This is a genomic window from Mediterraneibacter gnavus ATCC 29149 (genome assembly GCF_008121495.1).
GTDB classification, from domain to species: domain Bacteria; phylum Bacillota; class Clostridia; order Lachnospirales; family Lachnospiraceae; genus Mediterraneibacter; species Mediterraneibacter gnavus.
Genome location: NZ_CP043051.1, coordinates 773,032 through 786,470, shown reverse-complemented (window position 1 = coordinate 786,470; position 13,439 = coordinate 773,032). Strand labels below are relative to the sequence as shown.

Genomic DNA, 13,439 nt, shown 5'->3' with positions numbered 1-13,439 from the left:
TCCACGGAAGGTAACCGCAATTCCAAGTATAACAACAGGGAGAATGAAATGAAGAGTAAGAAGAAAAAAAGGAAGATAACAATAAAAGATATGATTCGTCTGATCGTGCTTTTGGTTGCATTCTCCGTATTGTTATATCCAACGTTCAGTAGTTATCTGAATGAAAAGAATGGCTCCAAAGTGGTATCCTATTATGATGAGGAAAGCGTAAAGTTGAGTAAGGCAGAAAAAGAGCAGATGTTGGAAGATGCGAGAGCATACAATCAGGAAATGCTGGGAAATATTGATTTGATTGATCCATTTTCGCAAGAAGATGTGGAGATAGATGCTCGCTATGAGGGACTGTTGAACGTAGATGGTTCTGGAATGATGGGATACATTCGTATTCCTAAGATTAATATAGAACTTCCAATTTATCATGGAACAAGTGAAGCAGTTTTGCAGGCAGGTGTCGGACATTTTTGGGGTACATCTCTTCCGGTTGGTGGAGAAAGTACACATACAGTTCTGACTGGACATAGAGGTCTTCCGACAAAAACGCTATTTACCAATATGGATAAACTGGAAGTAGGGGATATTTTTTACATTAAGGTTTTAGATGAAACACTGGCATATCAGATTGATCAGATATTAACAGTTTTACCGGAAGAGACAGATGGGTTATCTATTGAACCAGGCAAGGATTATGCAACACTTGTTACTTGTACACCATTTGCAATCAATACACACAGACTTTTAGTACGTGGAGAGAGAATACCTTATGAAGAGGCAACGAAGCAAGAGCCGGATACAAATATAAAACCGGAGTTATCTTTTACTGCTAAAGTGCTGATTGTAACAATTATAGTAATTTTTATAGGGTTGCTGATTGCTGTAATTTATAGTATACGAGATAGAAAAAGGAGGAAAGTAAGGTGCGAAAGAAGATAAGAAGTATTCACATTATTTTATTCGTTATGCTTTTTCTTGTCGGTAGTTTTATAAATATTTCAACAATTCATGCTGAAGCAGGAAGCAGAACAGGAAGCATTCAAATTATCTACAAAGGGAGAAATAGTTCGGATAAAGAAGTAGCTCTTTCCGGAGCAAAGTTCTCGATATTTCCAATTCAATATATGAAAAATGATGAGCTGGTCTGGGAAAATGGTTTTAAAGATTCAGGGATATCATTGCAAGATACCAGTGCAGAAGCAAGAGAAAAACAAGCAAAACAATTGTATGCATTTGCGAAGGAAAATGATATTTCAGGCTTAATGCAAGAAACAGATAGTTCGGGACGCACGAGTTTTGGAGAATTGGATGAAGGAATTTATCTGATTGCACAGATTGGAAATGTGGAAAGTGGTACAGATAAATTTGAATCTGCTCCATTCCTTGTTAATATTCCATCTGAAATCAATGGGAATGTAGAATATAATGTAACGATAGAGCCAAAAGCTGAATGGGTTTCACCAGAAACACCACCGAACAATCCAGATAAGCCAAAGGATCCGGCACCTTCAAAATCAGATAAGCCAAATACTATTCAGAAAATAATAAATACGGTAAAAACCGGAGATACAACAAATATAGTTGCATGGTTTTTAATAGCGATTGTTAGTCTTGGTTTGATTGTAGGATTATATAAAAAGAGAAAAATGAAGTAGCTATTATTTAAAGAAAACTGATCCATTGCGGTGGAATCAGTTTTCTTGTGTTATATAGTTTAAAACGTTTCTAATATTAATGTTGAAGTGGTGGTGCAATGGTACGATTGATATCGTTGTTTGATATTTGAGGAGCATTGAGCAGTGCTGTGAAATTCTGCTGGATGATATCTAGTATACTGTATTGTTGACATTTAACTAAATATTTATAGCTATTATAGCCGCTTCATGTTAAAATAAAAGAAAACGGCGGTGATTTATATGGCAAGACCAAGAAAATATGTCATTAAACTTACAGATGATGAATTGAAGACATTAAAATCTATAATTCGCAAAAGTAATACATCTAAAACTATTCGAAGCAGATGCCAGATTATTATTGATTTGGATGAGGCTCATGGGAAAGTATTAACCCATGAGCAATCCGCAAGATCAAATGGTGTTTGCCTGACAACTGTAACGAATACAGTGACCAAATATTTTTCCGGTGGCATTGAAGCGGTTACCGAGTTCAAAAGAAATATCAATTCCGACAATGCAAGGCGTATCCTTGATGGACGTGCAGAAGCACGTATTATTGAACTTGCCTGCGGTCCTGTTCCAGAAGGTCATTCCAGATGGACTTTGCGTCTGCTGGAAAAAGAAGCCAAAGTAGTGCTTGATACACCGGTTAGCAAAGATGCTATCCGTAGAGCCTTAAAAAAAACAAACTTCGACCTCACAAAAATGAATACTGGTGCATTCCCTCAAGAGAGGACGCAGAATTTATAGCTTGTATGGAGGATGTTCTCGATGTATACGAACTTCCATATAACCCACAACGCCCCGTTGTTTGTATGGACGAAAAACCATATCAGTTACTTGGCGAGGCAAGATCCCCACTTCCTATGCGCCCCGGCAATGACCAGAAAGTAGATTCTGAGTATGTCAGAAATGGTACATGCAGCATTTTTGCATTCGTAGAACCGCTTGGTGGAGCTCATCATGTAAGTGTTCGGGAACATCGGACTGCAATTGACTGGGCAGAAGAAATCAAATATCTTGCCGATGTCATGTATCCAGATGTAGAAAAATAATTCTTGTAATGGATAATCTTAATACACATAAACCAGCATCATTGTACAAACGTTACCCTGCTGATGAAGCCAGAAGAATCATGAAGCGGTTGGAGATTCACTACACACCAAAACATGGCAGCTGGCTTGATATTGCAGAAATCGAACTTAACGTCATGACCAGACAATGTTTGAACAGAAGGATTGATAATATTTCAAATCTTCGTAAGGAATTATCAGCATGGGAAGTTGAACGAAATACCGTAGCCGCAAAGGTAAACTGGCAATTTCGAACGGAGGATGCAAGAATTAAATTGAATTCCTTGTATCCGACATTTACTACTGCATCTGAATAAGATGCAGTAGTAATGTTAAATATCAACGATACAGCACACTAGCTGTTTTTTCGGATGCGATCAGTACGTGCGAGATGGTTAATGGCAGCATAGAAAAATTGGATGATTTTATGGCCAATACAACCATACCGAAATATAAGAAATTATGCGGAAAAAGCGGAAATTTCTGAGTTTTAACATCACGGAATAAAAAAATAGGGCACTCTGGGGTTTGGTTTATTATTCAAATTCGACAATTACTAATCAATTTTGTTTAGAGATTATTCTCTGTCGTGTTTACAGTTCTTTTGATTATTTGATTTATCCATATTATCCTGCCTATACAGGCTAATGTTATCATTTGGTTATCGGTGTTGATAACACTTGCTCCGTAACTGTGGATAATAGCACTATATTCTATTTCAGATCATAAGCGATTTTGCTTAAAAAATCAATCCCTATTCAAATTCATACCATTCCTTAAATCTCAGTCTTTGAGCAAAATACGATTTTTTTTATATTCAATCATGCCATCTTTCTGCATTTTAGAAAGCTCGTTGCACATAGTACTGCGGTCAACATTCAAGTAATCTGCTAATTGCTGGCGGTTATATGGAATCAGAAAAGAATTGCTTCCGGCATGTTTTGCGCATTCTGAAAAATAAGACATCAATCGGCCTCGTATGGATTTGGAACTGGTGTGCAAAATCCTTTGTGAAAGTTGCAGACTTTTATGAGCACAGACAGTCAGTAGATTTCGTGCAAGGTTTGTATGAAAAGGGCAGGCGTTTGTGCAGGTAGTCAGAACACGTCCCACATTCATAAACAACACAGAGGTATCTTCCACGGCAGACACTGTAACCAGCATCGGCTGTCCCGGAATACAGGCATATACCTCAGCAAATACAGAACCAGGTGCAACACTTCCTAAAATGCTGGTATTCCCCCAAATTTCGTTACAAGATATCATTGCCATGCCTGACAGTACAATGCCGATATTCTCTATAATACTCCCTTCTGAAAGAATTACTTCTCCTTTTTTATAATTGCGTTTTACACTATTCAAACAGCTTAAAAGCGAGGAGATGTCATCTTCTTCTAACCCACGGAATAGCTGCATATCGGATAATTTCATATTTTTTACCCTTTCGTTGTTATAACAACAGATTTTTATTTTTAATTATAATATACTATGCCCAGAAAGACAAGAGAAAGGATGGTATAAAATGATTCGAAGAATTATCCAAATAGATGAAGAAAAATGTAACGGATGCGGTGCGTGTGCCGAAGCTTGTCACGAGGGTGCAATCGGCATGGTAAACGGCAAAGCAACACTTCTGCGAGATGATTATTGTGATGGTTTGGGAGATTGTCTGCCAACCTGCCCGACAGGTGCAATTTCCTTTGTGGAGAGAGAAGCTGCCGCCTATGATGAAAAAGCTGTGCAGGAAAATATGAGGAAAAAAGCGAAAAGCAATCATGCCGCTGTTCCCCATACAGGCTGCCCCGGCAGTCGAATGCAGCGTATTCAACATTCACAAGAAACAACTCCTTCTGCCCGGGTACAGACAGAATCACAGTTGGGACAATGGCCATGCCAAATCAAACTGGTACCGACTAATGCACCATATTTTGACGGCGCAAAATTGTTAATTGCAGCGGATTGCAGTGCATACGCCTATGCCAGAATGCACGAGGATTTCATGCGTGGGAAAATTACGATTATCGGCTGTCCAAAGCTTGACAGCATAGACTACAGCGAAAAGCTGACGCAGATCATTCAAAACAACAACATTCAAAGTGTGACGGTTGTACGCATGGAAGTTCCCTGCTGCGGCGGACTGGAATTAGCTGCCAAAAAAGCGTTGCAGGCAAGCGGAAAATTCATTCCTTGGCAGATTGTTACGATTTCGTTGGGTGGTAAAATTTTGGAATAAAAGGAGAGATACTATGAGTAAAAAAATGAAAAACATTGCTCAATCAGAAGTACTGACGCTGAGAGAACAAATTTCTTATCAGGAGGGGCAGGTTGTCAGCAAAACTTTGACACAAAACCAGGCAGTAAGTATTACCCTGTTCTCATTCGCAAAGGGCGAAGAGATCAGCACCCATGAATCGGGTGGGGACGCCTTCGTCACCTGCTTGGATGGTATCGGAAAAATCACGATTGATGGCGTTGAATATCTGCTGCACGAAGGAGAATCTATTGTCATGCCAGCAGGCCATCCCCATGCGGTATATGGGCAGGAAGCGTTCAAGATGCTTTTAGTAGTTGTATTTTAATCAAACGCAAAATTGACAAAGGAAGGTGATTTTATGAAAGCAACAAAAGTAGATAAGGATCTCTGCATTGGCTGTGGGCTTTGCTGTGGATCTGCGACGAGGTTTTCCGTATGAACGAGCAGGGAAAGGCGGAAGCGTATCAACCAGCAAACGCTGAAAATCAAGGTGCTGTACAGGAGGCCATCGACTCGTGTCCTGTGTCTGCAATCGCCTGGGAAGATTAATTCAAACGCGTCTATATGCTTTTTTGATTGAGAAGAAACCACATTATTTCAAATTTTAATAGTTTTTAGGAGGCATATTATGGAACAAAAAATGTTTTGCTATCAGTGTCAGGAAACCGCCGGGTGCAAGGGCTGCACCATGTCCGGCGTATGCGGAAAGAAACCTGATGTAGCGGCCATGCAGGATCTGTTGGTCTATGTCACAAAAGGAATTTCGGCTATTACGACTGCATTGCGTCAGGAAGGTAAGCAGGTATCTGCCAAAATCAATCACTTGATTACTCTGAATCTGTTCACTACCATTACCAACGCAAATTTTGATAAAGAGAGCATTGAATCAAGAATCCGTGCTACACTGACCGAAAAGGAAGTTCTGCTAAAGCAAGTTACCAATCTGACTGTTCTGCCTGAAGCCGCAAAATGGAACGGATCTGAAAACTGGGAAGAAAAAGCCAGAACTGTCGGTGTTCTTTCTACCGAAAACGAGGATATTCGCTCTCTGCGCGAGTTAATCACCTACGGTTTGAAGGGACTTTCCGCTTACTCGAAGCACGCAAATGTGCTGTTGAAGGACAACGATGAAGTTGACACATTTCTTCAGAAAGCACTGGCTGCCACGCTGAATGACAACCTTAGTGTAGAAGATCTGATTGCTCTAACAATGGAAACAGGAAAATACGGAGTATCCGGTATGGCAATGCTGGATAAGGCTAACACAGACAGCTATGGAAACCCCGAAATTACAAAGGTAAATATCGGTGTCAGAAAGAACCCCGGCATTCTGGTATCCGGCCACGACCTGCGCGATTTGGAAATGCTGTTAGAACAGACACAGGGAACTGGAGTGGATGTGTATACGCATTCCGAGATGTTGCCAGCTCATTATTATCCCGCTTTCAAAAAATATCCTAACTTTGTTGGTAATTATGGGAATGCTTGGTGGAAACAAAAAGAAGAATTTGAATCCTTTAACGGTCCTATTCTAATGACAACCAACTGCATTGTTCCTCCTAAGGATAGTTACAAAAACAGGCTTTACACTACCGGCGCTGCGGGATATCCGGGATGTACACATATTCCGGGAGAAATTGGCGAACAAAAAAATTTTTCTGCGATTATTGAGCATGCAAAAAAATGTGTCGCTCCGAGTGAAATCGAAACCGGTGAAATCATCGGCGGATTTGCCCATGCACAGGTTCTGGCTTTGGCAGATAAAGTTGTAGAAGCTGTAAAAAGCGGTGCTATCAAAAAGTTTGTGGTTATGGCGGGCTGTGATGGTCGAGCAAAGAGCCGCGACTACTATACAGAATTTGCTAAGGCTCTGCCGAAGGACACTGTCATCCTTACTGCCGGTTGTGCAAAATATAAATATAACAAGTTGCCTTTAGGCGATATCAATGGCATCCCACGTGTTCTGGATGCAGGTCAATGCAATGATTCCTATTCCCTTGCTGTAATCGCCTTGAAACTCAAAGAGGTCTTTGGGCTTGACGATATTAACGATCTGCCAATTATCTATAATATCGCATGGTACGAGCAAAAAGCAGTTATCGTTCTTCTTGCTCTTTTATATCTTGGTGTGAAGAATATCCACCTTGGCCCTACACTTCCGGCATTTCTCAGCCCGAATGTTGCAAAGGTCTTGATCGAGAACTTCGGCATTGCAGGAATTGGCACTGTGGAAGAGGATATGGAGAAGTTTTTCGGTATTAACGCATAAAAAATACTCCGTCAAAAGAAATAGATCCAACAGGCATAAAGAAACCTCGGAAACCCTTATAAAATGGGCATCCGAGGTTTTCTGTCTGTTATTCGAATCTGACAACGCCTAATCATTTTGTTTTCAGACTTGCTTTCCACCATACACCTTTTCTTATTGATAAATCATCCCTTTATCCACAATCTCCCTCGCACACGCTTGTATATTGAAACGAACCCCATTCAAGTAGGGGACAAACTTATAGGATTTCAAGCAAAATATTATTCAGATAGTGTTTCTATGTCTGGCAAAGAAAATGAATTAAGTGATGCAGTTAAAGGAGCAGCAAGAGCTTATCCTGGTATTACAACACTTTATTTTTATATTAGTCAAGAATTTTCTCCAAGTTCCAAAAAAGATATTGTAAAACCGGCATATCAGACAAATATTGAAAATACTGCACAATTACTGGGGATTACAATTGAGTGGAGAGGTTTAAGTAATATCGAGGCTCAGCTTATGCAGGATAAAAGACTTACTATTTGTAGAAATGTTTTCTTTCAAGCAGATTCTGCAGTTCAGGAATGTTGTGAAAACCTTAAAAAGCATAAAGAAGATATTTTTAATCATATTGGGACACAAGTGTCGTATAATGATAAAACCATTATTCTGGAAAATAATGTGTTTAATATAAATTCTTTTTTGCAGTCTGAGAATCAGGCTTTAGTTGTAGATGGTGAGGCTGGTGCAGGAAAATCTGCACTCATTAAAAAGAGTATGGCTAGTATCGGTCAGGATACGGTTATTTTGGCATTTAGATGTACAGACATGGATGTTTCTGACGAGAGAAATTTTTTGATGACATATGGAACGCTCATAATAGATGAAGTACTAAAGGTGTACGAAGAGACTGAGAATCGTATTCTATATATTGATGCAGTTGAAAAATATTTTGTTTTAGAAAACCAGCAAACATTTGAGGATTTGCTTCAAATGTTTATTTCTGCTGGTTGGAAAATAATTCTTACCATTAGAACGGCCTATAAAGACTCATTTCATAATTTGTTGCTAAATGAAGTTTGTGTACAATCATATCATGTTAATCTTATTAGTAAGGATTTACTGTATGAACTGTCTATTACACATGGATTCGTATTGCCAAGTGATAAGAAATTGACAGATATACTTCGTGCACCATTTTATTTAAGGTTATATTTGACGCTTGATAATATTGAAGATGCAGAGTTAACGGCTTTGAATCAAGAAGCATTTGAACAAAAAATATGGGATGAAATTATTCGCAATAATAGGAAGCGTAAAAACAACTTGCCAACGAGAAGGGAAAATACGTTAGTATTCATAACGAAGGAAATATAATGGCATCACCAGCCACTACATTATCCATAATGGTGGGCTGGATCTGCATGGTCTCTTCGTTCCATTTTCCGCCGAATACCACTTTCTTCTGGTCGATCAAACCACATACTCTGTCGAAATGCTTCTGGTTGATTATTTTTACATAATCGCCATTTTCCGTCGCATTTTCGCCGTACATCTTCACGATCCATTTTTTCAGATAGCCCAAAAATTCATCCTTTACGCTGCGCTCTACCAGAATATAGTCCGGAGCAACGCAGGTCTGCCCACAGTTCAGCAGTTTACCAAATGCAATACGCTTCGCCGTCAGATTCAGCTTTGCGGATTTTTCTACAACACAAGGGCTTTTGCCGCCCAATTCTAGGGTCACAGGGGTCAAATGCTTTGCTGCCTTTGCCATCACTTCTTTGCCCACGGTCACACTGCCGGTAAAGAAGATATAATCAAATCTCTGATCCAGCAATGCCTGATTTTCCACTCTGCCTCCTTCTACCGCCAATACATATTCTTCAGGGAAACATTCTCTGAGGATTTTGCAGATGACAGCAGAGGTTGCAGGGGCATACGCAGAAGGCTTTACCACACAGCAGTTCCCTGCCGCAATCGCGCCGATCAGGGGTTCTATGGTCAGCATAAAAGGATAATTCCAGGGAGACATGATGAGTACCACTCCATAAGGCTCTCTAATGGTAAAGCTGTCACTGGAAAACTGTGCAATAGGGCTCAGCACATTTCTTTTTCTTGCCCAGCCATCTATATGCTTTAGCATATAGGACAACTCCGCCAGTGTCATGCCAATCTCACACATATAAGCTTCCGTTTTAGATTTATTCAAATCCTTCCGCAGGGCTTCATAAATTTCTTCCTCATGGGCACGAATGGTACGGCCCAAACGTTTAAGTGCTTCTTTACGGAAGGACAATGTAATGGGTTTTCCCCCTCGAAAGAACTCCCTCTGCTTCTGAATCTTTTCCTGCATCTGCTTTTCCCTCCTTTTTCTCTATAATTTTTTCATACATGATCTCCAACTCCCCAGCATCCATCAAAACAGGCACGGGATAGAGGGGATTGCCCTCGGCTGCCACGTGTTTTGCCATGGCAGGGATATCTTCTTTTCTGATTTCCTGAATCGGTTCTGGGATCTTCATATATTGATTCATATCCTTTATCCACTGGATAAAAGCCGCTGCCACTCTGCGGTCGTTGGTATGTTTTGGTACCATACCGATGCATCTTGCCAATTTTGCCAGCTTTCCATAACAGGCAGGGCCATATTCCTCTAGGAAATAAGGCAGGATGACCGCATTTGCAAGCCCATGGGGCACGCCATACTTGGCCCCCCAGAGAATGGGCAATGGCATGGACATAGCCAAATAGGAACGGGAAAAAGCAATGCCAGCACAATAGGCAGCCTGCAGCATATTTTCTCTTGCTTTCACATTCTGTCCATCATCATAAGCCGTTTTCAGGTTTTTATAAATCAATCTGGTGGCCTGTTCTGCCATAAATCGCGTCTCTTTTGTGGTGCTTCTACCGATATACGTCTCCACCGCATGGGTCAGTGCATCCATGCCCGTTGTGGCTGTGATATTTTTGGGCAGACCTAGGGTCACGTGGTAATCCAATACCGCATATCTGGGAATCAAAGAAAAATCGTTGATGGGATATTTATGCTTTGCGCCGCTGTCTGTGATGACTGCCGCCAACGTTGTCTCGCTGCCTGTACCGGCTGTAGTGAGTACAGCGATGAGCAGAGGTAATTTCTTGCAGATGCGCAGCAATCCCTTCATTTTATGGATAGGCTTGTTGGGCTTTACGATACAAGCCCCTGTCACCTTGGCACAGTCCATGGCAGAGCCGCCGCCAAAGGCAATGATCGCCTTTGTGCCGCTTTCCAGATACAGTGTCCTGGCTTCTTCAATATTAGTAATGGTAGGGTTCGCCACCACCTTGTCATAAACCGCACAGCGAATGCCCTGCAATATATCTTTTGTAATGAATCCATTTTATTCTCCTTCTTCGTCTTCTTTTTTCATCTCTAATTTTTCATCATACCCCCATATCATTTCAGCGTCAACCCAAAACGAAAATGCTCCGCAGGAAATCTCTTTCCTACGGAGCATTCTTTACATTATATTACAAACAGAGCCACCATTCCTAGCACAACAGATGCCGCTACCAACACCTTTGCTGTCAGGAAAGATCTTTCGCTTTTGCCACAAATCTGTATCAGCAGTGCAATCACAGCAAGTGCACCAAACGCCCAGGCGATCAACTGCTCCTTAATATAATTGGTGGGATAGCTATTCGCCGTCATCCATGCGATGACCATGCCCCATACCGCCATAAAGTAAAACACAGCCTTCTGCCCTTTTTCTCCTTTCAAAAGGAACAAAAGCACCAACCCCATCACACTAATGATACTCATTACCATAAATAAAACTAACAATAAACCTAATGCCATAATACATTCCTCACTTTCTTTTTCTTTTCTGAGATCATCATAGCATAGCAGTCTAAAGAAATTTGCCAAGCAATTCTAAAGAATTCTAAAGATGTGACCCATCAACCTCAGAAAGCGTGATCTGGATAGAAAAAATTCCTTGCTCTATGGAAACTTTCACCATCCCGCCATACAAAGCGGCGATCCGCCGGATACTTTCCAAGCCGATTTGATTGCTCTCCACCGGAACCGTGCCCGTTTTGATTCCATTCCTTTGGCAGACCCGAAGGCGTTTATCCACAGCATCGATCCGCAATTCCACAGGCTGCTCCCGATCCGCATATTTTTCCACATTAGAAGCAAGATTATCAAAGATCCGCCGCAGCTCCTGAATATCGAAAGATCCATAGAATGCGGGACAATTTTTTGTATCTACGATACAGGGAAACGTATTCTCCAGAATTTCTTCCCATTCTCCCGCAAGCTGCTCCATCAGCAGCTTGCCATCCTCAATGGTTTCTAAATCTCTGCTGCCGCTATCCAATAATCTGTCAGTCAGTGCCTTGATCTGCTGGCCTTTTCGTTGCACCAGGGCAATGTATTCCTGCACTTCCTCCTGCTCCAATGTCTCTTTCCGCCCCAAATAATCAGAATAAGATAACATCGCCGTCAGAGGGGTACGGATATCGTGGGAAAGATCACGGATCAACTGTTCCTTTTCCGCCTGCAACTCTGTTTCCAGCTGCCGCAGCCGCCGTTCCGTTTCCGAAAGGAAATTGATGCTTTCTGCCAGTTCCTTCAATTCATTGTCCCCCTCAATGGGCATGGTAAAATCCATCCGATGGGTACGCAGGGCTTCCACCCCCTGAATGATCTCCCTCAGATAAGCCATTTTCTGCCCCAAAAGAAACAAAAACAGGGCAAGAAATAAAAGCACCGCCGACAATAGGCTGAGGCTGCGGATCCCCCCCTGCAACGTCAGCAGCTGTCCTTCTGTCAGCAAAATATCATTTTCAAGGAGATAAGTCGAAGCAATGGCATTTGCCGTCAAATATAAAAAGCCAAAGAAGAATAAAGCAATTGCCGCCGTGATACATAAAAGCCCCATAATCTCTCTGGACAATTTGGGGGTATTTCTTCTTTTTTCACTGATCAACATAATACCCCCGTCCCCAAGCAGTTTTGATATATCTTGGATTTCTGGAATCATCCTCCAGTTTCTTTCTGATATTTTTGATATGCACCATGATAGCACTATCCCCCACCGCATCTTCTTCCCAAATGCTTTGGTAAATGTTTTCCAGAGAATAGATCTTCTTTTTATGGGTGACCAATAATTCCAGTATTTTAAATTCTGTATACGTTAAGACAATGACCTCTCCTTGTCGCAGCACGGATTGGCATTCCAAGTCCAAAATTAGATCCCCAAAAGGGATATGGCTCTTCTTTTCCTCCTGCGCTGGTGCCGTCCCACGGGCACTCCTGCGTAAAATCGCTTTCACCCGCATCAAAAGCTCCATATTGGAAAAGGGCTTGACAATATAATCATCTGCCCCCGCAGAAAAGCCCATAACCTTGTCCGATTCCCCGGAATAGGCTGTCAGAAAAATAATAGGAGCATTAAATTGTTTTCGGATTTCTGATCCTGCCATAAAACCGGATAGTTCCGGCATATTCACATCCAAAAGGTAAAGATCTACCTCCGCCGAAGCCAACACTAATGCTTCCTTTCCATTTTCCGCTGTACAAACTGCATAGCCTTCCCCCGTCAGCAGCAGCCGCAAAATATCCCGGATTTCCTTCTCGTCATCTGCAATCAAAATGCAGATCTTTCCATTCTTCATTTCTGCACCCCTTTCTGATTTTTCTATATTATACGAAATCTCACTTCCGTTTTCCAGCAAAAAGAACCGATTATCTCTTGGGTAGGTCAGATTAGCTCTTGGAGAACTAAGATTAACGTTTAGGTAACCGAAAACAGCGGAAAAATCAGGGTTTATCCGAAGATTTGTTGCAGATGCGTTACAAATCACAAACGTCTTAGCACGATTGAGGACATCTCTCTCACTTCCGGGTGCCACTTGGCATCCGGAAATTTTATTCAAACTGTATCTTGCTTGTTAATTTTCCTATGCTATCAAACATATTTGTTATCTCCTTGGGTGTTTCTGTTTCTAAGCTATCAACGGAACAACAGTCCCAGATAGTAGCCAAATGGCAGATGTAGCCAATTTGTAGCCAATAAAAAGAAAAATCTCTGGAAAACCTTATAAATCAAGGCTTTCCAGAGATATAGCAACTATTCTTACTCATTCATTGTCAACAAAAGCGGAAAACATAGTTAAAGAATGTGCTGGAATTACTGCGGTTTGTCATG

At 41.2% G+C, this 13,439-nt stretch carries 16 protein-coding genes; 10 read left to right on the top strand and 6 right to left on the bottom strand.

Going from position 1 to position 13,439, the window contains the following annotated elements; all coding sequences use genetic code 11:
- The first annotated feature begins 48 nt into the window (after positions 1 to 48).
- From FXV78_RS03870 to FXV78_RS18415, 5 genes are all read left to right on the top strand, one after another.
- Positions 49 to 930, top strand: coding sequence for a class C sortase (locus FXV78_RS03870; RefSeq protein ID WP_004842252.1), 882 nt, complete (start codon positions 49 to 51; stop codon positions 928 to 930).
- Entirely contained in the window at positions 915 to 1,646 is a 732-nt protein-coding gene (locus tag FXV78_RS03865; protein ID WP_004842253.1) for a pilin N-terminal domain-containing protein, read from the top strand. Before FXV78_RS03870 ends, FXV78_RS03865 begins: the two co-directional genes overlap by 16 nt.
- Before the next feature lie 261 nt (positions 1,647 to 1,907).
- On the top strand, positions 1,908 to 2,417 hold the full coding sequence (locus FXV78_RS03860) for a helix-turn-helix domain-containing protein (protein ID WP_004614566.1): 510 nt from the start codon (positions 1,908 to 1,910) through the stop codon (positions 2,415 to 2,417).
- A 5-nt stretch (positions 2,418 to 2,422) separates the two neighbouring features.
- Positions 2,423 to 2,722 carry a transposase gene (locus FXV78_RS18420; RefSeq protein WP_148844601.1) on the top strand — a complete coding sequence of 100 codons (300 nt, stop codon included), beginning with the start codon at positions 2,423 to 2,425 and terminating at the stop codon, positions 2,720 to 2,722.
- Positions 2,723 to 2,730: 8 nt separating this feature from the next.
- On the top strand, positions 2,731 to 3,057 hold the full coding sequence (locus tag FXV78_RS18415; RefSeq protein WP_004842257.1) for a transposase: 327 nt from the start codon (positions 2,731 to 2,733) through the stop codon (positions 3,055 to 3,057).
- Between the two features lie 466 nt (positions 3,058 to 3,523).
- On the opposite strand, the gene FXV78_RS03845 is transcribed toward FXV78_RS18415, so the two are convergent.
- Positions 3,524 to 4,171 (bottom strand): Crp/Fnr family transcriptional regulator, encoded by a 648-nt coding sequence (locus tag FXV78_RS03845; RefSeq protein WP_004842258.1) that lies wholly within the window; start codon positions 4,169 to 4,171, stop codon positions 3,524 to 3,526.
- 91 nt (positions 4,172 to 4,262) lie between these two features.
- Between FXV78_RS03845 and FXV78_RS03840 the strand changes: the two genes are divergently transcribed.
- The 5 genes from FXV78_RS03840 to FXV78_RS03820 all read left to right on the top strand — a co-directional run bounded on the left by FXV78_RS03840 (position 4,263) and on the right by FXV78_RS03820 (position 8,619).
- Positions 4,263 to 4,973 (top strand): ATP-binding protein, encoded by a 711-nt coding sequence (locus tag FXV78_RS03840; RefSeq protein WP_004842261.1) that lies wholly within the window; start codon positions 4,263 to 4,265, stop codon positions 4,971 to 4,973.
- A 13-nt stretch (positions 4,974 to 4,986) separates the two neighbouring features.
- Positions 4,987 to 5,319: a cupin domain-containing protein gene (locus tag FXV78_RS03835; protein WP_009242442.1), complete on the top strand. Its 333-nt coding sequence runs from the start codon at positions 4,987 to 4,989 to the stop codon at positions 5,317 to 5,319.
- A 110-nt stretch (positions 5,320 to 5,429) separates the two neighbouring features.
- Positions 5,430 to 5,543, top strand: coding sequence for a 4Fe-4S domain-containing protein (locus FXV78_RS18945; RefSeq protein ID WP_004842264.1), 114 nt, complete (start codon positions 5,430 to 5,432; stop codon positions 5,541 to 5,543).
- 79 nt (positions 5,544 to 5,622) lie between these two features.
- On the top strand, positions 5,623 to 7,263 hold the full coding sequence (hcp, locus tag FXV78_RS03825; RefSeq protein ID WP_004842266.1) for a hydroxylamine reductase: 1,641 nt from the start codon (positions 5,623 to 5,625) through the stop codon (positions 7,261 to 7,263).
- 279 nt (positions 7,264 to 7,542) lie between these two features.
- Entirely contained in the window at positions 7,543 to 8,619 is a 1,077-nt protein-coding gene (locus FXV78_RS03820; RefSeq protein WP_009245200.1) for a hypothetical protein, read from the top strand.
- On the opposite strand, the gene FXV78_RS03815 is transcribed toward FXV78_RS03820, so the two are convergent.
- The 5 genes from FXV78_RS03815 to FXV78_RS03795 form a co-directional block, all read right to left on the bottom strand.
- Complete coding sequence (locus tag FXV78_RS03815) at positions 8,600 to 9,598, bottom strand: aldehyde dehydrogenase family protein (RefSeq protein ID WP_039959622.1); 999 nt, start codon at positions 9,596 to 9,598, stop codon at positions 8,600 to 8,602. The two genes, FXV78_RS03820 and FXV78_RS03815, sit on opposite strands and share 20 nt — an antisense overlap.
- Complete coding sequence (locus tag FXV78_RS03810; protein ID WP_004842270.1) at positions 9,528 to 10,601, bottom strand: iron-containing alcohol dehydrogenase; 1,074 nt, start codon at positions 10,599 to 10,601, stop codon at positions 9,528 to 9,530. Before FXV78_RS03810 ends, FXV78_RS03815 begins: the two co-directional genes overlap by 71 nt.
- Positions 10,602 to 10,750: 149 nt before the next feature.
- A complete protein-coding gene (locus FXV78_RS03805) occupies positions 10,751 to 11,083 on the bottom strand; it encodes a hypothetical protein (RefSeq protein WP_039959593.1) in 333 nt (110 codons plus the stop codon).
- Positions 11,084 to 11,168: 85 nt separating this feature from the next.
- A complete protein-coding gene (locus FXV78_RS03800) occupies positions 11,169 to 12,221 on the bottom strand; it encodes a sensor histidine kinase (RefSeq protein ID WP_004842274.1) in 1,053 nt (350 codons plus the stop codon).
- Positions 12,208 to 12,906: a response regulator transcription factor gene (locus FXV78_RS03795; protein ID WP_024853990.1), complete on the bottom strand. Its 699-nt coding sequence runs from the start codon at positions 12,904 to 12,906 to the stop codon at positions 12,208 to 12,210. Before FXV78_RS03795 ends, FXV78_RS03800 begins: the two co-directional genes overlap by 14 nt.
- Positions 12,907 to 13,439: the final 533 nt, after the last annotated feature.